19 protein-coding genes and 26 tRNA genes are annotated in these 20708 nt (G+C 70.4%); 7 read left to right on the top strand and 38 right to left on the bottom strand.

The window, feature by feature from the left end; translation table 11 throughout:
* Positions 1–18: 18 nt before the first annotated feature.
* The gene (locus ACFP2T_RS28965) at positions 19–876 is read right to left on the bottom strand and encodes a serine hydrolase (RefSeq protein WP_377427086.1); all 858 of its coding nucleotides are present in this window, start codon (positions 874–876) and stop codon (positions 19–21) included.
* A gap of 21 nt (positions 877–897) precedes the next feature.
* Positions 898–2766 (bottom strand): translational GTPase TypA, encoded by a 1869-nt coding sequence (gene typA, locus ACFP2T_RS28960; RefSeq protein WP_377427084.1) that lies wholly within the window; start codon positions 2764–2766, stop codon positions 898–900.
* Between the two features lie 134 nt (positions 2767–2900).
* On the opposite strand from typA, the gene ACFP2T_RS28955 reads away from it, so the two are divergent.
* The 3 genes from ACFP2T_RS28955 (at position 2901) to ACFP2T_RS28945 (ending at position 6284) form a co-directional block, all read left to right on the top strand.
* Complete coding sequence (locus ACFP2T_RS28955) at positions 2901–4331, top strand: DedA family protein (protein WP_377427082.1); 1431 nt, start codon at positions 2901–2903, stop codon at positions 4329–4331.
* A 52-nt stretch (positions 4332–4383) separates the two neighbouring features.
* Positions 4384–5238 carry a lytic transglycosylase domain-containing protein gene (locus tag ACFP2T_RS28950; protein WP_377427080.1) on the top strand — a complete coding sequence of 285 codons (855 nt, stop codon included), beginning with the start codon at positions 4384–4386 and terminating at the stop codon, positions 5236–5238.
* A 152-nt stretch (positions 5239–5390) separates the two neighbouring features.
* On the top strand, positions 5391–6284 hold the full coding sequence (locus ACFP2T_RS28945) for a peptidoglycan recognition protein family protein (RefSeq protein ID WP_377427077.1): 894 nt from the start codon (positions 5391–5393) through the stop codon (positions 6282–6284).
* 33 nt (positions 6285–6317) lie between these two features.
* Here ACFP2T_RS28945 and ACFP2T_RS28940 read toward each other — a convergent pair whose 3' ends face one another.
* Both ACFP2T_RS28940 and ACFP2T_RS28935 read right to left on the bottom strand, forming a co-directional pair.
* Positions 6318–7382: an NAD-dependent epimerase/dehydratase family protein gene (locus tag ACFP2T_RS28940; RefSeq protein ID WP_377427075.1), complete on the bottom strand. Its 1065-nt coding sequence runs from the start codon at positions 7380–7382 to the stop codon at positions 6318–6320.
* Between the two features lie 140 nt (positions 7383–7522).
* Complete coding sequence (locus ACFP2T_RS28935) at positions 7523–8290, bottom strand: GntR family transcriptional regulator (protein ID WP_377427072.1); 768 nt, start codon at positions 8288–8290, stop codon at positions 7523–7525.
* A 160-nt stretch (positions 8291–8450) separates the two neighbouring features.
* Between ACFP2T_RS28935 and ACFP2T_RS28930 the strand changes: the two genes are divergently transcribed.
* A complete protein-coding gene (locus ACFP2T_RS28930) occupies positions 8451–9023 on the top strand; it encodes an ArsR/SmtB family transcription factor (protein ID WP_377427070.1) in 573 nt (190 codons plus the stop codon).
* Positions 9020–10318 carry an MFS transporter gene (locus ACFP2T_RS28925; RefSeq protein WP_377427067.1) on the top strand — a complete coding sequence of 433 codons (1299 nt, stop codon included), beginning with the start codon at positions 9020–9022 and terminating at the stop codon, positions 10316–10318. The genes ACFP2T_RS28930 and ACFP2T_RS28925 overlap by 4 nt, the downstream gene beginning before the upstream one ends.
* A 32-nt stretch (positions 10319–10350) precedes the next feature.
* Here the strand turns inward: ACFP2T_RS28925 and ACFP2T_RS28920 are convergent, their stop codons facing one another.
* Complete coding sequence (locus tag ACFP2T_RS28920; RefSeq protein ID WP_192771124.1) at positions 10351–10554, bottom strand: cold-shock protein; 204 nt, start codon at positions 10552–10554, stop codon at positions 10351–10353.
* Positions 10555–10807: 253 nt separating this feature from the next.
* Here ACFP2T_RS28920 and ACFP2T_RS28915 point away from each other — a divergent pair, with 253 nt between their 5' ends.
* Positions 10808–11431: a DedA family protein gene (locus tag ACFP2T_RS28915; protein WP_377427063.1), complete on the top strand. Its 624-nt coding sequence runs from the start codon at positions 10808–10810 to the stop codon at positions 11429–11431.
* A 167-nt stretch (positions 11432–11598) separates the two neighbouring features.
* Positions 11599–11850 (top strand): SCO4848 family membrane protein, encoded by a 252-nt coding sequence (locus ACFP2T_RS28910; RefSeq protein WP_377427060.1) that lies wholly within the window; start codon positions 11599–11601, stop codon positions 11848–11850.
* Positions 11851–11889: 39 nt separating this feature from the next.
* On the opposite strand, the gene ACFP2T_RS28905 is transcribed toward ACFP2T_RS28910, so the two are convergent.
* The 33 genes from ACFP2T_RS28905 to ACFP2T_RS28745 all read right to left on the bottom strand — a co-directional run.
* Complete coding sequence (locus ACFP2T_RS28905) at positions 11890–12324, bottom strand: PPOX class F420-dependent oxidoreductase (RefSeq protein ID WP_377427057.1); 435 nt, start codon at positions 12322–12324, stop codon at positions 11890–11892.
* A complete protein-coding gene (locus tag ACFP2T_RS28900) occupies positions 12321–13235 on the bottom strand; it encodes an NADP-dependent oxidoreductase (protein WP_377427054.1) in 915 nt (304 codons plus the stop codon). The genes ACFP2T_RS28905 and ACFP2T_RS28900 overlap by 4 nt, the downstream gene beginning before the upstream one ends.
* Positions 13228–14010, bottom strand: a complete 783-nt coding sequence (locus tag ACFP2T_RS28895; RefSeq protein WP_377427051.1) for a TetR/AcrR family transcriptional regulator — start codon at positions 14008–14010, stop codon at positions 13228–13230. Before ACFP2T_RS28895 ends, ACFP2T_RS28900 begins: the two co-directional genes overlap by 8 nt.
* Before the next feature lie 100 nt (positions 14011–14110).
* A tRNA-Cys gene (locus ACFP2T_RS28890) sits at positions 14111–14188 on the bottom strand.
* 6 nt (positions 14189–14194) lie between these two features.
* Positions 14195–14267 (bottom strand) — tRNA-Arg (locus ACFP2T_RS28885).
* 4 nt (positions 14268–14271) lie between these two features.
* A tRNA-Tyr gene (locus ACFP2T_RS28880) sits at positions 14272–14351 on the bottom strand.
* Position 14352: 1 nt separating this feature from the next.
* Positions 14353–14429 (bottom strand) — tRNA-His (locus ACFP2T_RS28875).
* A 2-nt stretch (positions 14430–14431) separates the two neighbouring features.
* Positions 14432–14504 (bottom strand) — tRNA-Val (locus ACFP2T_RS28870).
* Positions 14505–14542: 38 nt separating this feature from the next.
* Positions 14543–14616 (bottom strand) — tRNA-Glu (locus ACFP2T_RS28865).
* Positions 14617–14621: 5 nt separating this feature from the next.
* A tRNA-Val gene (locus tag ACFP2T_RS28860) sits at positions 14622–14695 on the bottom strand.
* A gap of 72 nt (positions 14696–14767) precedes the next feature.
* Positions 14768–14839: transfer RNA gene (locus tag ACFP2T_RS28855), tRNA-Lys, on the bottom strand.
* A gap of 29 nt (positions 14840–14868) precedes the next feature.
* Positions 14869–14951: transfer RNA gene (locus tag ACFP2T_RS28850), tRNA-Ser, on the bottom strand.
* A 4-nt stretch (positions 14952–14955) separates the two neighbouring features.
* Positions 14956–15029, bottom strand: a tRNA-Pro gene (locus ACFP2T_RS28845).
* Between the two features lie 398 nt (positions 15030–15427).
* Positions 15428–16171 (bottom strand): DUF7873 family protein, encoded by a 744-nt coding sequence (locus ACFP2T_RS28840; RefSeq protein ID WP_377427048.1) that lies wholly within the window; start codon positions 16169–16171, stop codon positions 15428–15430.
* Between the two features lie 67 nt (positions 16172–16238).
* Positions 16239–16312: transfer RNA gene (locus tag ACFP2T_RS28835), tRNA-Pro, on the bottom strand.
* Positions 16313–16317: 5 nt separating this feature from the next.
* Positions 16318–16390: transfer RNA gene (locus ACFP2T_RS28830), tRNA-Arg, on the bottom strand.
* 45 nt (positions 16391–16435) lie between these two features.
* Positions 16436–16518: transfer RNA gene (locus ACFP2T_RS28825), tRNA-Ser, on the bottom strand.
* Between the two features lie 5 nt (positions 16519–16523).
* Positions 16524–16597 (bottom strand) — tRNA-Asp (locus ACFP2T_RS28820).
* A 12-nt stretch (positions 16598–16609) separates the two neighbouring features.
* A tRNA-Leu gene (locus tag ACFP2T_RS28815) sits at positions 16610–16682 on the bottom strand.
* A 4-nt stretch (positions 16683–16686) separates the two neighbouring features.
* Positions 16687–16755: transfer RNA gene (locus ACFP2T_RS28810), tRNA-Ala, on the bottom strand.
* Positions 16756–16764: 9 nt separating this feature from the next.
* Positions 16765–16838 (bottom strand) — tRNA-Leu (locus tag ACFP2T_RS28805).
* A gap of 6 nt (positions 16839–16844) precedes the next feature.
* Positions 16845–16916: transfer RNA gene (locus ACFP2T_RS28800), tRNA-Gln, on the bottom strand.
* Positions 16917–16953: 37 nt separating this feature from the next.
* Positions 16954–17394, bottom strand: coding sequence for an HNH endonuclease (locus ACFP2T_RS28795; RefSeq protein ID WP_377427045.1), 441 nt, complete (start codon positions 17392–17394; stop codon positions 16954–16956).
* A 46-nt stretch (positions 17395–17440) separates the two neighbouring features.
* Positions 17441–17513: transfer RNA gene (locus ACFP2T_RS28790), tRNA-Gly, on the bottom strand.
* A gap of 44 nt (positions 17514–17557) precedes the next feature.
* Positions 17558–17631: transfer RNA gene (locus ACFP2T_RS28785), tRNA-Leu, on the bottom strand.
* 5 nt (positions 17632–17636) lie between these two features.
* A tRNA-Gln gene (locus ACFP2T_RS28780) sits at positions 17637–17720 on the bottom strand.
* A 13-nt stretch (positions 17721–17733) separates the two neighbouring features.
* Positions 17734–17804 (bottom strand) — tRNA-Gly (locus ACFP2T_RS28775).
* Between the two features lie 12 nt (positions 17805–17816).
* Positions 17817–17889: transfer RNA gene (locus tag ACFP2T_RS28770), tRNA-Glu, on the bottom strand.
* A 9-nt stretch (positions 17890–17898) separates the two neighbouring features.
* Positions 17899–17974, bottom strand: a tRNA-Ala gene (locus tag ACFP2T_RS28765).
* Between the two features lie 5 nt (positions 17975–17979).
* Positions 17980–18052: transfer RNA gene (locus tag ACFP2T_RS28760), tRNA-Pro, on the bottom strand.
* Positions 18053–18162: 110 nt separating this feature from the next.
* Positions 18163–18235 (bottom strand) — tRNA-Trp (locus ACFP2T_RS28755).
* A 385-nt stretch (positions 18236–18620) separates the two neighbouring features.
* Positions 18621–19427: an alpha/beta fold hydrolase gene (locus ACFP2T_RS28750; RefSeq protein WP_377427043.1), complete on the bottom strand. Its 807-nt coding sequence runs from the start codon at positions 19425–19427 to the stop codon at positions 18621–18623.
* Between the two features lie 140 nt (positions 19428–19567).
* The coding region (locus tag ACFP2T_RS28745) for a hypothetical protein (protein WP_377427040.1) at positions 19568–20708 on the bottom strand (1141 nt) is incomplete at its 5' end.

Genomic DNA, 20708 nt, shown 5'->3' with positions numbered 1-20708 from the left:
ACCCTATCCAGCCCCAGTTCAGCCGAGCGGGCCCAACCGGTGCCGGCCCGCCCAGACCGTCGCCGAGATCCGGGCGATCAGCCGGCAGGCCTCGTCGTCCCGACCCGGGTCCGCGCCGCCGTCCCGGGCCGGGGTGGCGGTGGTGCAGACCACCACGGCGTACGGGGGCGCGTCGTCCGGGAACACCACGCCGGCACCGTGCCGGACTCCGCGTACCCAACCGTTCTTGTGCGCGATCCGGGTGCCCGGCGGAAGCCCGGCGGCCAGGTCCTCCCCGCGCTCCTGGCGGAACAGCACGTCGAGCATGGCGGTGCAGGCAGCGGGTCCGGCGAGCCGGGACCGGGCGATCCCGCCGAGCAGCCCGGCGAGGTCGGCGGCGGTGACCTCGTTGTCCAGCCCGGCGTCCCGGGCGGCGAAGTCCTCGATTCCCCGGTCGGTACGGCTGTGCCGGGCGCCGCTGTCGGCCCAGACCGCACCGATGGCGGGCAGCCCGACCTGCTCGATCACCAGGTTGGTGGCCAGATTGCTGGACCTGACGATCATCCGTTCGGCGAGCCAGTGCAGTGCCGCGGTGTCGCCGAGCCGGGCCCAGACCGCCTCGTCGTTGTCGTAGTCCGACGCGCAGGAGAACCGCCCGGCGCCGGGCTTCGCCGACGTGAACCCGTTGACCACCGGCACCGGCGCGGCCAGGTCCAGGTTCCCGGCCTCGGCGGCCCGGTACAGGGCGGCCAGCACCGCCACCTTCATGGTGCTGGCCGCGTAGTGCCGGGCGTCCGGGAGCCGGGTGTACGCCGGCGGACGGCCGAGCCGGCCGGCGTAGACCGAGACCGTGCCGGGAAAACCGGCCAGCTCGGTGTCGAGTTCGTCCCAGGTCATCTGCGGCAGGTACGGCCGGACTCAGCCGGCGTGCTTGCGCCGCGCGGTGGCCCGGGCCCGGGACGGCGCGTCCAGGATGACCTTGCGCAGTCGGATGGAGGTCGGGGTGACCTCCACGCACTCGTCCTCGCGGCAGAACTCGAGGGCCTGCTCCAGCGACAGCTTGCGCGGCGGGATCAGCTTCTCGGTCTCGTCGCTGGTCGAGGAGCGCATGTTGGTGAGCTTCTTCTCCTTGGTGATGTTGACGTCCATGTCGTCGGACCGGGAGTTCTCGCCGACCAGCATGCCCTCGTAGACCTCGGTCGTGGGCTCGATGAAGAGGGTGCCGCGCTCCTGCAGGTTCATCATCGCGAACGGGGTGGCCACGCCGGACCGGTCGGCCACCAGCGATCCGGTGTTCCGGGTACGGAGCTGGCCGAACCAGGGCTCGTAGGACTCGAAGACGTGGTGCAGGATGCCGGTGCCCCGGGTGTCGGTGAGGAACTCGGTCCGGAAGCCGATCAGGCCCCGGGCCGGGACCAGCCACTCCATCCGGACCCAGCCGGTGCCGTGGTTGACCAGTTGCTCCATCCGGCCCTTCCGGGTGGCCAGCAGTTGGGTGATGGCGCCGAGGTACTCGTCGGGGGCGTCGATGGTCAGCCGCTCCACCGGCTCGCAGATCTTTCCGTCGATCTCCCTCGTCACCACCTGTGGCTTGCCGACGGTCAGCTCGTACGACTCGCGGCGCATCTGCTCGACCAGGATGGCCAGGGCCAGCTCGCCCCGGCCCTGCACCTCCCAGGCGTCCGGCCGGTCGGTGGGGAGCACCCGCAGCGAGACGTTGCCGACCAGTTCCCGCTCCAGCCGGTCCTTGACCAACCGGGCGGTGACCTTGGCGCCCTTGACCCGGCCGACCAGCGGCGAGGTGTTGGTGCCGATGGTCATCGAGATGGCCGGCTCGTCGACGGTGATCAGCGGCAGCGGCCGGGGGTCCTCGGGGTCGGCCAGGGTCTCACCGATCATGATTTCGGGGATGCCGGCGACGGCGATGATGTCGCCGGGCCCGGCGGAGGTGGCCGGCTTGCGCTCCAGACCCTCCGTGATGAGCAGTTCGGAGACCCGGACCCGCTCGACGTTGCCGTCGGTGCGGCACCAGGCCACCGTCTCGCCCTTGCGGATGGTGCCCTGCCGGACCCGGCACAGCGCCAGCCGGCCGAGGAACGGCGAGGCGTCGAGGTTGGTGACGTGCGCCTGGAGCGGGAAGCCCTCGTCGTAGGAGGGCGGCGGGGTGGTGCCGAGCAGGGTCCGGAACAGCGGCTCCAGCGAGCTGCTGTCGTCGGGCACGGTGCCGTCGGCCGGTTGGGTGAGCGAGGCGACGCCGTCGCGGGCGCAGGCGTAGATGATCGGGAAGTCGATCTGGTCGGCGTCCGCGTCGAGGTCGAGGAAGAGTTCGTACGTGTCGTCGACCACTTCCTTGATCCGGGCGTCCGGCCGGTCCACCTTGTTGATCACCAGGATGATCGGCAGTCGGGCCTGGAGCGCCTTGCGCAGCACGAACCGGGTCTGCGGCAGCGGGCCCTCGCTGGCGTCGACCAGCAGCACCACCCCGTCGACCATGGTCAGGCCGCGTTCCACCTCGCCGCCGAAGTCGGCGTGCCCGGGGGTGTCGATGATGTTGATGGTGACCGGGTCGGAACCGTCCGCCGGCACGTAGCGCACGGCGGTGTTCTTGGCCAGGATGGTGATGCCCTTTTCCCGCTCCAGGTCCATGGAGTCCATCACCCGGTCGGTCGGCTCGGCCCGGGCGGAGAACGCGCCGGACTGCCGCAACATGGCATCGACCAGCGTGGTCTTGCCGTGGTCGACGTGGGCGATGATGGCGACGTTACGAAGGTCGGCGCGGGTCTGCATGTCCTCCATCCTCTCGCCTCGGCGATCCTGGCCGGCGTCCGGGTTCCCCCTGAGGTAACCCGGTACTCCACGGGAATCGGTGTGTGGTCCCGCTGTCAGCCTGGCATGCTGGCCGGGGTGTTCGGGGGGTCGCCGTGCAGGATGTGTTGACGGTGGTGCGGGAGTTGCCACCGGTGCTCGTGTACCTGGCCGCAGCGCTGCTCGTCGCAGCGGAGACGGCGGTGATCGTCGGTTTGGTGATGCCGGCCGAGGCCACCCTGCTGCTGGTCGGCTTCCTGGCGTACACCGGAATGTTGCGGTTGGCACCGGCGCTGGTGGTGATGATTCTCGCAGCGGTGATCGGCGACGCGCTGGCGTTCCGGAGCGGACGACGGCACGGTGCACGGTTGCGGGCCGGGAAATGGGGGTCCCGGGTCGGCGCGCAACGCTGGGCCCGCGCCGACGCGATGCTCGCCCGACTCGGTGGGCGCGGGGTCTTCGTGGCCCGCTGGGTGGCCTTCGCCCGGACCCTGGTGCCCCGGCTGGCCGGCAGTGCCGGGATGCCGTACCGGCGGTTCGCGCCGTGGAACCTGGCCGGGGTGGTGAGCTGGGTCGGCGGGTCGGTGCTGGCCGGCTACCTGGCCGGAGAGTCGTACGAGACGGTCTCCCACTACCTGGGCAAGGCGACCGGCGCCGTACTGCTGTTGATCCTGTTCATCGTCGCGATCGTGCTGGTCGGCCGGTGGCTGGGGCGCAATCCGGACCCGGCGAGGTCGCTGCTGACCCGGGCCGTCGCGACACCCCCGCTACGCGGGCTGGCCCGGCGGTACGGCGTGCTGTTCTTCCTGTTGTCGATGCACATCGGGCCCGGCTGGACCCTGCTGACCAACCTGGTCGCCGGGCTGGCGGTGCTGTTCGTGATCGGGCTCGTGCTGGCCTGGCTGCTCGACCTGGTGGTGGCGCAGAGCGGGTTGTCGGTGGTCGACCACGCGATCGCGGACTGGTTCACGTCGCGGCGTACCGAGGGGGTCGCCGAGCTGGCGCACGGCGCGATCGGGGCGCTCCGGGGACCGGTGCTGATCCTGGTGGTGGCGCTGGTCGCCGCGGTGCTCGGCTGGCGTACCCGGCCGTGGCGGGTCGACCTGGTCAGCGTGCTGGGTACGGTTGGCGCGTTCGTGCCGCTGGTCGTGCTGACCCTGGTCACCGATGTGACCGGACCCACCCGGAGTACGCCGGTCGCGCTGTTTCCGGCGCAGAACGCGGTCGTCGCGGCCAGCCTGTGCACGCTGGCCTGGCTGCTGGCCCGGCAGAGCCGCTGGCCGATGGCGGTGGCGGCCTGGACGGTGGCGGCGGTCGGCGTGGTGACCATCGGCGCGGCCCGGCTCTACGTCGGCTGGAGTACGGCCAGCGAGACGGTCACCTCGATACTGCTCGGCGTGCTCTGGACGGCGGTGTTCATGGTGGCCTGGGCGACCCGGGACCGGGCGGTACGCGGTGCCGTGCCGGCGGAACCCGCGCCGCCCGCCGCGCCCGCCACCTCCGGCGAGCCGGCGGCCTCCGTCGAGCCGGCGGCCGAGGCCCCCTGAGTCGCCGCTCAGCCTGTTAGGGTGCGCCCCGGAGACGGTGGGGGGAGCGGGGATGACTCGGCGGGCGCGACGAGCCGGACAGGTGTTGGTGACGCTGCTGCTGGCTGTCACGGTGGCGGGCTGCGCGAACGGCGGCCCGGGGCGGGACGGTGCGGCGGCGACGGGTACCGACGTCGAGCAGGTGTCCGGGTCGGAGACGGTTCCGGAGGCGGAGGCGACCACCGACCCACCCCCGGCGGTGCAGGGGCTCGGCGTCCGTCCGACGCCGAGTGCGACCCCGAGCCGGACGCCGAGTCGGAAGCCGGGGCCACGGAAGACTCCGAAGCCGCCCACCGAGACGAAGCTGCCGCCGCCACCGCCGAAGGCGCCGGCCAGCTGCACCAAGCCACGCTACGAGGGCACCCAGGCCAGCCGGGCGCAGGTGAAGCAGGCGCTGACCGAGGCGGCGGGGCGAGTGTACTGGCCCAGTTCGGCACCGAGCATCCGGGTCCCGGTCGACCTGGTCAAGGCGACCGCCTGGCAGGAGAGCGGGTGGCAGTCCAACATCATCGCCTGTGACGGCGGGGTGGGGCTGATGCAGGTGATGCCGGACACCGCCGACTTCGTCAACCAGCGCTTCGACCAGTCGTACGACATCGACGCCTATCGGGACAACGCCACGCTCGGCGCCAACTACCTGGCCTGGCTGATCAAGTACATCGGCGACGCCTTCTTCGACGGCGCCTACGGGGTCTCCGCGGCAGACTGCACGACCGAACTCAACTCCTGTCTGCTGAACGCGGTGATCTCGGCGTACAACTTCGGGCCCGGCGCGGTGGTGACCGACGACGGGCTGAAGATCCCGAACCCGCAGTACGTGCGCAACGTCCGGGCACTGATGACGGAGTGTGAGTGTCTCCAGTTCTGAGTGGACTCCGGAGACCACCGGCTGGATCTTGGTCGCACCTAGGTTGACCATTGCTTATTGGTCAGATTGGCATGTTTTACGACTGGACTCTGGTCGATGCCATCGATACGGTCGGTAGTGAGACCCTGCCTCCTAGTTAGGAGGGCTGACCGATGAGACTGCTCTGGCTCGCCGACGTACTTCGCTCCGCCGGACTGACCGTGCACGAGGTCGGTGGGTGGCGCAGCCGGGGGTCCACGTCCTTCGACCCACACGGGATCATCTGCCACGAGACCCGTGGCTCGTTGCATTCCACCGACGCCGGAGAGATACACGTCCTGCTCAACGGCTCCGCGACCGCGCCACCGCCGATCGCCCAGCTCTACCTGTCCCGTACGGGTCACTGGCACGTCATCGCCTCCGGCCGGTGCAACCACGTCCGGGTCGGCTGGGCCGGGCCCTTCAAGGGGGTCGGCAACTCCGGCCTGATCGGCATCGAGGCGCAGCACGCCCTGGGCGAGCCGTGGACCGACCGGCAGTACGACTCGTACGTGCGGGGGGCGGCGGCCATCAAGCGCCGTACCGGCTGGGGGATTGCCGGGCACAAGGAACACCAGCCCGGCGGCTACGGGCATCCCAGCGTCAAGACCGATCCCAGCTTCAACATGGACAAGTTCCGACGCGACGTCGCCGGGACCTTGTCCGGAGGGGAGAACATCATGCCGGCACTGTCCGATGCGGAGCAGGAGCAGCTGCTCAAGTACGCCAAGGACACCAACTACATCCTCTGGCAGGGTGCGCGGAAGCCGGACGGCGTCGGCCGTACCGACTTCCGGCAGTACTTCTACGAGATCGAGGACATGCTGGTCGCGATCAAGGCCAATCAGATGACCATACTCGGCAAGGACTGGGTGAACGAGCAGCAGATCATCGACGGTGTGCTCGCCGGGCTGGGCTCGAAGGACCTGGACGACGCCGTCACCGCCCTGAAGGCCGCCTTCGGGGACCGGGCCGCGGAGCTGGCCGCCAAGTTGGCTGCCAGCACCAGCGCCACTGCCACCGCCTGAGCCGGGCGTTCGGGGCGGGCGACCGGCCCGGCGTCAGTGGCGTCGGCGCAACCAGGCGTCCTCGGCGAGGTAGTCGAAGTAGTCGGTGCGGTAGTTCTCCGCCAGGTCGGTGAAGACGGTCCGCCAGTCCCGCCCGTGCGCCGCGTCCACCAGCCACCGCACGGTCTCCGGCAACGAGTCGAGATAGCCGGTCACCGGGCGGTAGCCGAGTTGGCGTTCCGCCAGGCTCATATCCAGCACCACGGGGTTCGGCGTCGACCACGGCGTCTCGCCGACCGGCGGTGCCGGGGACGGTCCGTCGATCAGCACCTCCTCCGCGTCGTGCCCCAGCACGTCGTGGATGGCCGCACCGATCTCCCGTACGGTGGGCGGCTCCGGGTCGGCGGCGTTGAGTACCCGGGCGCCCGGCTCGGCGGCGGAGAGCCGGATCAACTCGGCGAGGTTCGTGGTGGAAACCGGGTGGAAGCGGCTCTCGCCGCCGTACGCCAGCACCCGGACCGGCCGGTTGTCCAGGGCGCGCTTGACGAAGTGCCACTCACGGGGGTGCACCGTGTGCGGCCCGTGTACGGCGCCGGCCCGGAGCAGCGTGGTGGGCAGCACCGCTCCGGCGGCGAGCAGTCGGCGCTCCAGGGCCGCCTTCCCGGCCGCGTAGGTGTCCTCGGTCGGCGCCTCGTTCCCCGCTGTGCTGTCGGGGTCGAACGGGTCGACGGTCCGCTGGGTCTCGGCGATCGGTACGGGGAACCGGACGCCCTCCGTGCCGAAGCCCCGACCCGCGTCGTCGAGGTAGACCGCCGCGCTGGAGACGACGACGGCCGAACCGATCCGGTCGGCGAGCCCGAGCAGTTGGCGGGCGTGCCGGGCGCCGTACGCGACCGTGTCCACCAGTACGTCGCAGCCGTCGCCGAGCGCGGTGGCCAGCCCGGCGTCGTCCTCGCGGTCCAGCGGCACCAACTCGACGTCCCAGTCCAATGGCCAGGGTGCGCCGGCCCGCAGGCCACGGGCGGCGGCCCGGACCCGCCAGCCGTCGGCGACCAGGGCCCTGACGGCGGCCCGGCCGATCTGACCGGTGGCCCCGACGACGACGGCGAGCTTCTCCATGCCATCACGCTAAATTCGCCCGCGGGCGGGTTGCCAGCGCTTCAGCTATCAGCCGAACCGACGCCCGGCCATCCACCGCCGCGCCCGCCGACCGGAAATCGGCGGACGGCGATCCGCGCGCCGGGTACCGGGTTACCGGGTTACCGGGTCACCAGGGTCATCTCGACGGAGTAGCGCGCCGCGAGGTAGCAGTGGGCGCCGTACTCGACGGCGCGGCCGGCCGAGTCGTACGTGGTCCGGTGGATGGTGAGCACGGTGGTGTTGCGGGGCACGCCGAGCAGCCGGGCCTCCCGGGGACGGGCCGGTCGGGCCGAGACCTGCTGGTTGGCCAGGTGCAGGGTCACGCCCTGCCGGCGCAGCAACTGGTAGAGCCCGTACTCGCCCAGACTCTCCCGGTCCACGCTGACCAGGGCGGGCGGCAGGTAGTTGCGCATCAGCGCCAGCGGCTCGCCGTCGGAACGGCGCAGTCGCTCGACCACGATCACTTCGGTGCCCTCGGGTATGCCGAGCGCCGCCGCCGCGTCGTGGTCGGCCGGCCCGAGTCCGAACTCGAGAACCTCGGTCGTCGGTGCCCGGCCGGTGCTGGCCAGGTCGTCGAAGAGGCTGGTGAGGGCGAGCGGGCGGCGTACCGGCCGGGCCATCACCACGGTGCCGAGGCCGCGCCGCCGCACCAGCAGACCCTGTCGGACCAGCGTCTCGATCGCCTTGCGCAGGGTCGGTCGGCTGACCGCGAGCTGGTCGGCGAGTTCGATCTCGTTGTCGAGCCGGCAGCCGGCGGGCAGCGCACCGCTGGTGATCGCCTGCTCCAGTTGCTGGGCGATCTGGAAGTAGAGCGGCATCGGACTGTCGCGGTCGATGACGACGCCGTCCACCGGGACCTTCTCGGTGCGTTCACCCGGGAGAACCACGGGAGCCATGCTACGTCATGGTGTGCAGGTGAGGTTGTCGCTATGTATTCACAAATATGGCCTTTGGGCGGTGGTGGATCGTGGGCTTTCCGGGTGATGCACAACAACTGTTGCGCAAGAGCGGTTGCGCAACGATCGTTGTACATGTCAGTCTGAGGTCATGGAGAAGCAGGTTCGTCAGGTCACCGACTCGCGGGTGCTCGCCGCGATGTCCCATCCGCTCCGGCGCCGGCTGATGGACGTGCTCAAGGTGCACGGGCCGTCGACCGTCAGCATGCTGGCCGAGCGCACCGAACAGGCGGTGGCCAACGTCAGCCACCACCTGAAGGTGCTCGCCGCCTCCGAACTCGTCCAGGAAGCGCCCGAACTGGCCCGGGACCGCCGCGAACGCTGGTGGCGCCTGGTCGCCCCCGGCGTGCGCTGGTCCAGCTCCGACTTCGCCGCCGACCCGGCGGCCCAGGCCGTGCAGCAGGCCGCCGTCTCGCTCAACCTCGACCGGCACGCCGGCCTGGTCCGGGACTGGCACGCCGCCGCTGACGACGTGCACGAGGCATGGGGGGACGGCCCCTTCTCCACCGACCGGTGGCTACGGCTCACCCCCGAGGAACTCGCCGCGCTGAGCGAGGAACTGAACGCCGTACTGGCCCGGTGGGCCGACCGCGAGGTACCGGACGACGGCCGTCGGCGCGAGCCGGTGTTCCTCTTCGCCTACGGCATTCCGGCCCGGCCGTGAGCAGCCCCACGTCGGCCCCGACGCTGACCCGGGCCGGCCCGCCACGCCGCCCCGGCGGACTGCTGCGGCGACGGAACTTCCGACTGTTCTGGACCGGCCAGGCCGCGAGCAGCTTCGGCAGCAGTGTGACCAGCGTGGCGCTGCCGCTGGTCGCCGTCACGGTGCTGCACGCCAGCACGTTCCAGGTCGCGCTGCTGACCGCGGCGGCCTGGCTGCCGTGGCTGGTCGTCGGGCTGCCCGCCGGAGCCTGGGTCGACCGGCTGCCGGCCCGGCCGGTGATGCTGGTCTGCGACCTGGTCGCGGCGCTGCTGTTCCTCAGCGTGCCGATCGCCGCCTGGCTCGGGGCGCTGAGCATCGGCCACCTGCTGGCCGTGGCGCTCGGCGGCGGCATCGTCAGCGTCTTCTTCAAGACCGCGTACCAGGTCTGGCTGCCCGTGCTACTGGCCCGGTCCGAGTTGCCGGAGGGCAACGCGAAGTTGCAGGGCACCGAGGCGGTCGCCCAGGTCGCCGGCCCCGGAGCCGCCGGGCTGCTGGCCTCGGCGGTCGGCCCGGTGCTCGCCCTCCTGCTGGACGTGGCGAGCTTCCTGGGCTCGGCCGCCTGCCTGCTGGCGATCCGGGTCCGGGAACCGCGCCGGGCCGTCGACCGGGCCGCCGCCGGACTGGGCCGGGAGATCGCCGAGGGCATCCGGTTCGTGGCCCGCGATCCCTACCTGCGGGTGATGACCGTGTTCGGCGCGGTCAGCAACCTCGGGCTGACCGGATACCAGGCGATCCTGGTGGTCTTCCTGGTCCGCGAGGTCGGGGTCAGTCCGGGCGCGGTCGGGGCCCTGGTCGCCGCCATGAGCCTCGGCGGAGTCCTCGGCGCCGCCCTCGCCACACCGCTGCGCCAGCGACTCGGCAGCGCCCGGGCGATGCTCGTGAGCAACCTGGGCGCCGCGCCGTTCGGACTGCTGATCCCACTGGCCGGACCCGGGATACGGCTGGCGTTCGTGGTCGTCGCCGGAGTGGTGATCGGCGCCGGCACCGTCGTGGGCAACGTGCTCAAGGGCAGTTTCCGCCAGGCGTACGTGCCGCACGGATTGCTCGGTCGGGCCATCGTGAGCATGCAGGTCGTCAACTACGGCACCATCCCGCTGGGTGCCGTGCTGGGCGGCACCCTCGGCACCGCCCTGGGCCTCCGCCCGGCGATGTGGTTGATCACCGGTGGCCTGGCGCTGGCCGGGTTGATCCTGCTGATCGGTCCGCTCCGCCGGCACCGGGAACTGCCCGACCGCCCGGCCCCGGACCGAACCTGACGGATGGGTCCAGGGCCGGAGGGTCGGGTTGGTCAGCGCGGCTGGACGTTCGCCGCCTGCGGACCCTTGTCGCCCTGCGTCACGTCAAATTCGACCTTCTGCCCCTCGTTGAGTTCTCGGTAGCCGGACGACGAGATCGCCGAGTAATGGACGAAAACGTCCGGCCCCCCACCATCCTGCTCGATGAAGCCGAAGCCCTTTTCCGAGTTGAACCACTTCACGGTCCCGGTTGCCATACGTGTCTCCTTAGCGGCGCGTCTGGGAAGCGGCGCGCCCCGCACGCACCGACAGTAGCCCCCCGGGCTGCCGAATGCGGCCGGAAGTCGCGAGTCGTACCGTTGCCGGGCGAGTCCGGCGTACCGCGACCGGGGTAGTTCCGGGCTACGCCGGGCGGGGGACATACCCCGAGATCGTGTCAGGGTTACCGGCCGCGCTTCCGGGGGCTTGACCCGGATGTCCACGCCCCGTTTCCTCCGTAACGTTCTTCACGTGGCTGACTGGCTGGTTCAGGTGGGGGAGCTTCCGTCGGTGGTCTTTCTGGCGGTGCTCGGTGTGGTCATGATGCTCGACGCGATTCCGCTGCTGGGCGTACTCGTGCCCGGCGACGTCGCGGTGCTCGCCGCCGTGGGGGTCGGGCGGCCGGCGAGCGTGAGTGCGTTCCTCGCGGTGATCGGCGGCTGCCTCGGCGGATGGTCGCTCACCTTCTTCGCCGGGCGGCGGTTCGGTGCGCGGTTGCGCCGCAGCCGGACGGGGGCGTGGATCGGGGAGGCACGCTGGGCGGCCGCAGAACGGATGCTCGGCAGCGGTGGGGGCCGGATGGTCATGGTGGCGCCCTTCCTGCCGGTGCTGAACGCGCTGCTGCCGCTCGCCGCGGGCGGACTACGGATGTCGTACCGCCGGTTCGTCGGGTTCGCGGCGGTCGGCGCGGTGCTCTGGGCCGGGCTCTACATGGCGCTCGGCACCGTGGCCCGGTCGGTCGGTGGGCTGCTGCCCGGAGAGTCGTTCGCCCTGCTGGGCACGGTGGCGTTCGGGATGGTCTTCGGCGGGCTCGTACTGCTGGGCGTCCGGCGTCGACTCGCCACGACCGTCGAGGCCGGACCGGTGCCGAGCTGAGCGGAGCGGGCTGAACAGGCCGGAGGCCGATCGGTCGGGGGGAGATCGGCCGGGGCGGTCCGGCGGGGGGAGATCGGTCCGGGCGGGCCGGTCAGGTCGAGAGCGGCCGGTCAGGGGGTGACCGGTCGCTCTCGACCCGATCGGGGTGACTGGCATACTGGCCAGCCATGATGTTGACGCGGGCCTGGTCCGGCTTCCTGATCCTGGTGGGGGTGTGGACCTGGGTCATCTGGCCCCGGTTCGGGGTCGCGATCTGGAACGACGCCCGCGCCTGGTCGACCGGCGAGATCGGACAGGGCAGCCCGACCAGCTTCCTGTGGGTACACGCCCTGCTGATCGGGGCGTCCCTGGTGATCGGTACGACGGTCGGCGTACTCGGGATCCGGGCCTGGCGGGCCGCGACGGCCGCTCGACGCTGACCCACCCGGCTGCCGCCAGCCGGTCGCGTGGGCCGGCGGTCAGCGCCCGGGTGGCGGTCCCGGGACGTTGCGGCTGCCCCGTCCAAGCCCCGGCGGGTCGATGCCCCAACTGATGATGCGCAGGGCGTAGATCCGGATGATCGCCCCTGGCAGCCTCGCCGCCGAATCCGTCGGATCGACGAGAGCCTCGCCGCGCCCCCGGATCTCCAGGCACCGGACCCGCCACGGCTGGACCGAGGCGACGTCGTCGACGACCAGGGCGACCCGGCCGTTGGCGCGGACGTTCCGGAACTTCTGGCTGGCGGCCATGCCGTGACCGCCGATGTCGATGGTCTGCCTGTCCGGGTGGTGGTAGAACGCCACCGGACTGATCTGGAGTGTGCCATCGGGTTGGGCGGTCGCGAGCCGGCCCAACGGTTGGGCGGCCAGGTAGTCGAGCTCTCCCGGGGTGAAGACCGGTTCCGGCGGGGTCACGGAACGAGGACGATCTTGCCCCGGGCGTGCCCGGTCTCGATCGCGCGGTGCGCCGACGCCGCCTCGGCGAGCGGGTACGCCCGGTCGATCGTGACCCGCAGTGCTCCGGCCGCGTACAGCCCGGTGAGTTCGCGCAACTGCTCGGCGGATCGCTCGGTGCTCAGCCGCCGGATGCCCAACTCGGCGGCGGCGGGTTGGAAGGCGACCGTTCCGACGCGTTCGGGGGAGCCGACGAGGTCGAGTGACGCCCGCAGGGCCTCGACCGTGCCGGAGGCGTCGAGCGCGACGTCGACTCCGTCCGGCGCGGCGGCCCGGACCCGGTCGACGAGGCCGTCCCCGTACGCGACCGGGATCGCGCCGAGAGTGCGGAGGTAGCCATGGTTGCGCTCGCTGGCGGTACCGATGACAACGGCACCCCGGGCCCTGGCGAGCTGTACGGCGAAGGAGCCGACACCACCGGCCGCCGCGTGGACCAGCAGGGTGTCGGAGCCGTCGATCCGCAACTGGCGCAACGCGCTCCACGCGGTCTGTCCGGACGCCGACACCACCCCCGCCTCGGTCCACGGCATCGCCGCCGGCTTCGGTACGACATCACCGGCACCGACCACGACGTGCTCGGCGTACGAGGTGAGCATGGCCCAGCCGAGCACCTCGGCACCGACGGTGAACGTGGCCACCCCGGAGCCGACGGCGTCGACGACGCCCGCGAACTCGTTGCCGAGCCGCTGCGGGAACCGGGCCGGTAGCCACTGCTGGGCCGCCCCCCTGCGGAACAGCGCGTCGAACGGCTGCACCCCGGCGGCCCTGACCTCGACGCGGATCTGGCCGGGACCCGGCTCCGGCGGGTCGACGTCGATGACGTGCAGCACCTCGGCGGCACCGTAACTGTCGAACACGACGGTCCTACTCATCGTCTGCTCCGATCTCATCGTCCACTCTGGTCGCGTCGTCCACTCTGGTCGCGTCGTCCGCTCTGGTCGCGTCGTCCGCGGCGATCGGGGAGGTGGTGTCCGGGTCGGTGGCCGAGGTGGTGCCGGCGGCGTCCTGCGCGTGCAGCAGCGTGAGCAACTGGGCGAGGCACCGGTCCCGGTATTCCGGCGAGTACGGGTCGACGTTGAAGATCGCCTCGACGATGGACGGCATCGCGACCGGCGCGAACGTCACCAGGTGGGTCAGCAGCAGGATGAACTCGGCGTCGACCGCCGAGGTGACCTCGCCGCTCCGCTGACGCTGCCGGAGCCGCTCCAGGGCCGGTCCGAGCCGTGCCCGCTGGCTGTCGACCGGGTCGACCTGGTCGCCCCGGTCGTCGCCGAGCGCCTGCCAGATCACCAGCCGGGCCCAGTCCGGCCGGTCCAGCGTCGCGTCCAGATAGGCCGACACCGAGGCCGCGAAGCTGGTGTCGGCCGGGCGGACCGAGGCCTCGGTGGCCGCCCAGCGGCGCCGCAACTCGTCCAGCAGCCCGCGCTTCCCGCCGAAGTAGTACGAAATAAGCTGCTGGTTGACCCCGGCCCGGGCCGCGATCTCCGCCGTACGGGCTCCGGCGTACCCCTTCGCGCCGAACTCCTGTACCGCAGCCTGGAGTATCCGGTCGCGAGTCTGCTCGGCTGCCCGGCCCCGCTCGTCCGGAGTGGATGCGCGACGGGGTTGTCGCCTCGGCCGGGACGGGGGATCTTCGCTCTCGGGCATGCCGCGACGATAGTTGTTCAATCGTCTAGATGACAAGTGTCATGTGGATGATTGAATCCTGACGCCCGCGCCCACGACGCCCACAGTGGATGGCAGGTCGAGACCTCGTCGGGAGTCGAACCCGAACAGAATCACCCGTTTTGCAGACGGGCCGCCCCACCGGGGACGAGACGAGGTCGTGCTGCGCCCCCGGCTGGAATCGAACCAGCGGCCCCGGCGCTCGGAACGCCGCGCTCTTTCCGCTGAGCTACGGGGGCACGGTGCGCGTCCCTGGACTCGAACCAGGCATGCCGAAGCAACGGCTTTACAGGCCGCCGGGCGACCAGCCGCCCACGACGCGCTTGGGGTGACGTACGGGATTCGAACCCGCGACCTCCGGATTCACATTCCGGCGCTCAACCTGGCTGAGCTTCCGCCACCGTGCCCGGACCTGGGATCGAACCAGGGACCTCCTCGGTGTAAACGAGGCGCTGCTGCCGCTGAGCTATCCGGGCGTCGCCCCGGCGTACGGGCCGCCGAGGCTGGGATTCTGTAGCGCCGACGGGATTCGAACCCGCGAACTCCGGGGTGAAAGCCCGGCGACTCTGGCCACTCGTCTACGGCGCCATGCGTGTTCCGGGCTGGACTCGAACCAGCGACTTCCGCGATGTCGACGCGGCGCTCTACCAGGCTGAGCTACCGGAACGGAGGCGGGACCGGGAACCCGGGACCTGCGGCTTATGAGACCGCCGCGCTACCACTGCGCCATCGGCGCGAGTACGCCGCCAGGGACTCGAACCCCGAACCTACGCATTAAGAGTGCGTAGCTCTACCGTTGAGCTAGCGGCGCGCGATGTCCTGCTGCTGGGAAATGTGGAGAGGAAGGCGGAGGAGTCGAACCCCTGCCGTTGCCGGCACCCCGGTTTTCAAGACCGGTCGCCCACCGCTGAGCGGCGCCTTCCATTGTCGGGTTGGCCGGATTCGAACCGACGACCCCCGCGTCCCGAACGCGGTGCTCTACCAAGCTGAGCCACAACCCGCCGATTGGCGGAGCCCCGGGGCATGCCCTGCCCCGGGGTCCCTGAGGTCCACCCGTTCGCACGCCAGCGGCGTTTAAGTTCCACGATCAGTCTTCGGTCGCAACGCTTTGCCATTAAGCTACCGCCGCAGGTTGGAGCGGCAGACTGGACTCGAACCAGCATCTCAACGAGGTTGTCGTGGTCGGTAGGTCTGGCGATGGGTGGGGGTGCTGAGTCTGGAGCGATAATCTCAGCCTGACCGGAGACGGCCTGCCTCTACCAATTGGGCTATCCCGGCCCGAAGTGCCGGGAGGAGGACTCGAACCTCCACTGGAACCGTCACCCTTGTGAGCCTGACAGGTCAGTCTCAGCTTCGCGCTTTCGCGCGTAACCCCCGCTCCAAGGGGGCGTCTGGAAGCTTACCCGAACAGGTAGCCGAACACCTGGTCACCGATCGCGCGGTCCTCGACGGTGCTGCCGTTCGCTTCCTCGCGGGCCACCTTTACGGCCTCCAGCAGCTTGTCGACCCGGCTACGCAGCACCTTGACCCGCTCCGCCGGCAGGGCGCCGGACAGCTTCACGGTGGTCCAGGTGCCCACAGGTACGTCCTCGGTGTAGACCTCGACCTGCGCCGGGTGCTTCTCCGTCGCCTCGGCCTTGACGTGGTTGCGGTGCACCTTGCGCATTTTTTGGGTCTGGCTCGGAGTGCTGGCGTAGCAGCCTCGGTCGGGATCGAAGTCCCACTTTTCGGCCGCGTCCAGAGTGGCCAGTCCGTCGACGAAGGTCCGCAGGTCGACCAGTTGCTTCTCCAGGAACAGCAGGTAGGTGACCGGTGCCTCCCCGACGAGCAACTGCCCGTCCACCACCACGTCGGCCTTTGCCTCGGCGTTCCCGGAGTCCTGCATGAGCTGCAGGTCGAACAGCCGGCCCATCGTCGAGGCGACCTCGTCGAGGACCTCCTTGACGGTGTACTGCACCCGGGTCGACTCCGGCGGCAACTGCTCCCGGACGTCGTCGGCGAACGGTTGGTACGTCCGGGAGATGCCGGACAGCGGCGGCGCCTTCTGGGTACGCCGATGCGCGTCGGTGAGCTCGCGCTTGGCCTTCGGCTTGAAGCCCTGGACGAGGGCGTTGACCTTATGCAGTTCAGTCGGGTTGGGCACCAGGATCCTTTCGGTGTCGTCGCGGAGACGATATCCGTCGTCGCCGCATGGCGGCGACCGTGTCGAGTCGGGACGGCCGGATTCGAACCGACGACCCCCGCACCCCCAGTGCGGTGCGCTACCAAGCTGCGCCACGTCCCGATGTGTGCCCCTGGAACGGTTCGAACGTCCGACCTCTTGGTTCGTAGCCAAGCGCTCTGTCCACTGAGCTACAGGGGCGTGGTCCGTCGGGAGGGTTCGACTTCCCACCACGACGGAACGGAGAGGAGAGTGCCGGAGTCGAACCGGCAGCGGTGTGACCCGCGACGAGTTAGCAACCCGCTTGCCTTGCCAATGGCGAACCCTCCGTGCGCGGCGTCGACGGGGCTCGAACCCGCGACCTCCGGATCGACAGTCCGGCGCTCTGACCTACTGAGCTACGACACCGTGTTGTGCTCGTACCCGGAGCAGGAGTCGAACCTGCAACACACCGGTTCTGAGCCGGCGGCCTCTTCCGTTGGGCTACCCGGGCGGGATGGAGTGACGCGGGATCGAACCGCGCACGCGCAGCTTGCAAGGCAACGCTGTGCACCAGCACCCACCCCAGGAGAACGTGCCCTCGGCGCGATTCGAACGCGCACCGTACGGTCCCTCGAACCGTTGCCTCTGCCGATTGGGCCACGAGGGCATTGCGCTCCCGAACAAGGATTCGAACCTCGATTTTCTGATCCAGAGTCAGACGTCCTGCCGGTTGGACGATCCGGGAAAGGCGGCCGGCGGGGGCGAGATCCGCCGGCCGCGTCTCAGCGCCGGGTCAGCGCGGCCCACGTGGGTACCGACGCTGCCGACCGCAGTGCCATACCCGCCTCGGCGGGGGTGCGGTCTGCCTTGCGCTGATTGCATCCGTCACAGGATGCGATGGTGTTGTTCCAGGTGTTCCGGCCGCCGCGCGAGCGGGGCAGGATGTGGTCGACGGTGGTGGCGTGTCCGCCGCAGTACCCGCAGCGGCGGCCGTCCCGCACGAGGACACCCGAGCGGGACCAGGCCGGTCCGGACGTGAAGCGCCAGCGGGTGACGACGTACCGGACGAGCCGGACGACCTTCGGCATCGGGTAGACCCCGATCAGCCGGTCCGGTTCGGCCTCGTGGATCTCGGCGACCCGCCGGACGAGCATCCGTACGGCGTGCCGGACACTGACCCGGTGGAGCGGGCCGAGATCGGCGTTGATGACCAGGACGTCCACCGGATGCCTCCTCTTCTCGTCGTCGTTGGTGGGGTTCGCATCTTCGAGCGGCTACCCGGGTTCGAACCGGGGGCCTCGACAATGGCAATGTCGCGCTCTGCCTACTGAGCTACAGCCGCGGGTATGTGTTGGTGTTGGTGTTGGTGCTGGTGTTGGTGCGGGGTGCTCCGGGTGCGACTCGAACGCACACTGTGCGCGGTTTGAGCGCGCTGCCTCCTGCCATTGGGCTACCGGAGCGGGCGCCGGGGAAGCTGGACTCGAACCAGCACAAGCGATACCGTCTCCCGGTTCAAAGCCGGGCATGTTGCCAGTTACACCATTCCCCGACGGGACACCGCGAGCGGCCACGGAGAATCGAACTCCGGTCCTCTGGTTGGATGCCAGGCGCTCTCCCATTGAGCTATGGCCGCGATTGTCGTGCGTAGACCGTGCCGGAATCGAACCGGCCTTCTCCAGATCGAGAGTCTGGCGAGATAACCACTACTCCAACGGTCCCTGTGCGTGTGGTGGAGCGGAGGGGACTCGAACCCCTCACCTCAGACCTGCCAGATCAGCGCTCTTCCCACTGAGCTACCGCCCCATGCGTCCGGGACCCGAGAATCGAACTCGGTGTCTCCTGTTCCCAAAACAGGCGGGTCAGCCGTCTCCCTCGCCCCGGATCAGCCCGGCCGGCGCGGTGGTACGGCACCGGCCGGGCGCTTTCTCTTGCCATCCACTGTGGAGTTTTCAAACAGGTACCGGTCCCGCCGGCCGAGGTCGGGGGAAGAGCAGGGGTGACAGGATTCGAACCTGCAACCTTCGGTTTTGGAGGCCGTTGCGCTGCCAGTTGCGCCACACCCCTGTGTGGGTAAAGAAAAACGCCGCCCGGTCCCGGTCTGGGTGGGCGGCGTAGTCGCGTCGGAAGTCGCGTTACGTCCGCCAGTTGCCCAGATCGGCACACTCACTGGCACTTAGGTCGACGGGTCGGCCGAGCATGGCGTAACCCATCGGACCGGACGGCACGTGCCGTCGCGGTTGCGATGATGGTTGCCACAACATCGGATGCTCCCTGTCGTCTGGTGTCGCTTTGTTGATCGCTCTGGTAACTACGGTAGGGCGACCTATGGCGTGGAGCAACATCTTTTTCGACCATTCCCGGCCAGGTTTTCCGCCGGACGTGGACTGCCTGGTCAACCGCGACGCCGGAGCGGGGGATCCCGGCGTCGGATCGGCCGGGAACCGTCCACTCACGCCTTGCCGACCTGCTCGACGAGGCGGGTCACGACGGCGGCGACCACGTCCGGCGCCTGGGCCTGGGGAAAGTGGCCGACCTCGGGGACCATGACCACCTCGGCCCGCAACTGTCCGCCGATCCACTCGGCCTCGGCTCCGGGGTCTGCCCAGTCCACGTCGGCGGCGCCCATCACCACCACGGCCGGCGCCGTCACGTCGGCCAGTCGCCGCCGGGCGGGCTCGTGCGAGGTGCGGCTCGTCCGGACGAAGGCCCGCCAGTGGCCGGGCCGGCGCAGGTTGTCGCGTACCCGCCGTTTGTGCTCCTCGTACCCCTCGGGCTTGGTTCCCGGCAGCCACTTCGGGTAGTAGCCGAGCAGGGCCGCCGGACCCCACGGGCGGAGGAAGAGTGCCCGGATCAGCAGCTTCTGCATCGCGCCGCCGGCGGGGCCGCGGACGAACGGGCCGAGCAGGGCCAGGCCGGACACCTTCGCGGGCGCCTCGGCGGCGGCGATCACCCCGGCGGCGGCGCCCATCGAGTTGCCTACCACGACCGCAGGCCCGTCGAGTTCGTCGATGAGCGCGAGGAGGTCGCCGGCGAGCGCGACATCGTCGTACGCCGTGAAGGTGGCGTCGCTGTCGCCGTGCCCCCGGATGTCCATGGTGGCGACCCGGAAGCCCGCGGCGAGCAACCTCGGCACCAGCAGCCGGTACGCCTGCCGCAGCTCGGCCATCCCGGGTACGCAGATCACCAGCGGGCCGCTGCCCTGTACGTCGTACGCGATTCGTCCTTCGGGGCGCCGGAGGTATTGCGTGGCTGTCATAGCCATAAAGCTACCCTCATTAGCCACGCCTGCCAAGGCGGTCGACGGAGAGGGCCGGAACGGGAGCATGCGGCACACCGGATGCCCGCGCGGTGCTGCTCTCGGGCCGGCGGCCTGCGCCCCCGGCCCGAGAGCCCGGATCAGGCCAGGACGAACGTGGTGGTGTTGGCCCGCCCGTACGACCGGATCACGATCTCCGGCGCCCACTCCCGCAGTCCGAACTTCGGGAAGTGCCAGCCGGCCGGCGGTCGGGTCTGGCCCAGCGTCACGGACGAGACCCGGCCGGTGGTGGTGATCGTCAGCGTGCGCCCGGACGGGTGCGCGAACGTCAACCGGGTGCTGTCGGCGCCGCCGGAGGTGAGCTGCCAGTCGGGATCGAGGTGCCAACTCTGCCGCCACAGCGACGCGGCCGGGAAGTCGTCGCTGACGATCATCTGGTTGAGATCGCGGTTGATGTTGACATTCCGGGTGTGGGCGATGCCGTAGACGGTGTCGCCGAGGTTCCAGGCGTGTGCCGGTCCCTGCACCTTGGAGCTGGTGATCGACGCGTACGCCGAGCCGGAGACGGTACGACCGTCGGGGATCGCGACGTTGTGGCTCTGTGGGCTGATCTGGTAGGCGTGGTACGGGCTGGTCGAGTCGTATGCGAAGCGACCCGGGCCGACCAGCACCCGCACCCCCTGGGTACTCCAGGTGACGCCGCCGGCGCGGTCATGGTGGCCGTGCGCCCGCCGGCCCGGTCCGTAGCGGACCGTGTAGTAGTTCGTGGCCGGGTCACTCCACGACCAGCGGCCGATCAGCCAGCCGGCCTGATCGTCCCGCAACACCCGCTCCGTCCACGACGCGGGCGCGGGACGGCCGGGCTGCTCGTCCGAGTCGCCGATCTGGACGATGCCACCGTCGGGCTCCGTCATCCACGAGTACGACGCCAACGCCTGGTCGACCAGGGCGGTCATCGTCGCGGATTCGTCCTCATAGCCGGGCGCCTGCGAGAACACGTCGGCGGCGTAACCCCACAGGATCGCGTTGCCCTCCTGGTACATCGACGACTGCTCCCAGGAGATGCCGATGTCGGAGAACGACTGCGGGCCCTCCGACGCCATCCGCTGCAAGGCGGTCTGCTTCCACGCGGGCCGGCCGATCACGTCGGCCGCGTACACCAACTGGAGGTTGGACATGAGTCCGTGGTTGTGGATCGAGAAATTCGGCGGGCCGTAGTAGCGGGGGCCGAGCAGCACCCGGGCGTTGGCCTCGATCGCCGGGATCAGGTCGGGGTCGGCG

This window comes from Plantactinospora solaniradicis, from assembly GCF_042658085.1.
Classification (GTDB): domain Bacteria; phylum Actinomycetota; class Actinomycetes; order Mycobacteriales; family Micromonosporaceae; genus Plantactinospora; species Plantactinospora solaniradicis.
The sequence above is the reverse complement of the archived record's forward strand: the minus strand, read 5'-3'. Positions and strand labels throughout refer to the sequence as shown.

Excerpts from the sequence above, each read along its gene's own strand:
- ACFP2T_RS28895 (WP_377427051.1), bottom strand. The coding sequence starts at position 14,010 with ATGCCCGAGAGCGAAGATCCCCCGTCCCGGCCGAGGCGACAACCCCGT.
- ACFP2T_RS28910 (WP_377427060.1), top strand. The coding sequence starts at position 11,599 with ATGATGTTGACGCGGGCCTGGTCCGGCTTCCTGATCCTGGTGGGGGTG.
- ACFP2T_RS28945 (WP_377427077.1), top strand. The coding sequence starts at position 5,391 with ATGAGACTGCTCTGGCTCGCCGACGTACTTCGCTCCGCCGGACTGACC.
- ACFP2T_RS28750 (WP_377427043.1), bottom strand. The coding sequence starts at position 19,427 with ATGACAGCCACGCAATACCTCCGGCGCCCCGAAGGACGAATCGCGTAC.
- ACFP2T_RS28920 (WP_192771124.1), bottom strand. The coding sequence starts at position 10,554 with ATGGCAACCGGGACCGTGAAGTGGTTCAACTCGGAAAAGGGCTTCGGC.
- ACFP2T_RS28950 (WP_377427080.1), top strand. The coding sequence starts at position 4,384 with ATGACTCGGCGGGCGCGACGAGCCGGACAGGTGTTGGTGACGCTGCTG.
- ACFP2T_RS28965 (WP_377427086.1), bottom strand. The coding sequence starts at position 876 with ATGACCTGGGACGAACTCGACACCGAGCTGGCCGGTTTTCCCGGCACG.
- ACFP2T_RS28930 (WP_377427070.1), top strand. The coding sequence starts at position 8,451 with ATGGAGAAGCAGGTTCGTCAGGTCACCGACTCGCGGGTGCTCGCCGCG.
- ACFP2T_RS28900 (WP_377427054.1), bottom strand. The coding sequence starts at position 13,235 with ATGAGTAGGACCGTCGTGTTCGACAGTTACGGTGCCGCCGAGGTGCTG.
- ACFP2T_RS28940 (WP_377427075.1), bottom strand. The coding sequence starts at position 7,382 with ATGGAGAAGCTCGCCGTCGTCGTCGGGGCCACCGGTCAGATCGGCCGG.
- typA (WP_377427084.1), bottom strand. The coding sequence starts at position 2,766 with ATGCAGACCCGCGCCGACCTTCGTAACGTCGCCATCATCGCCCACGTC.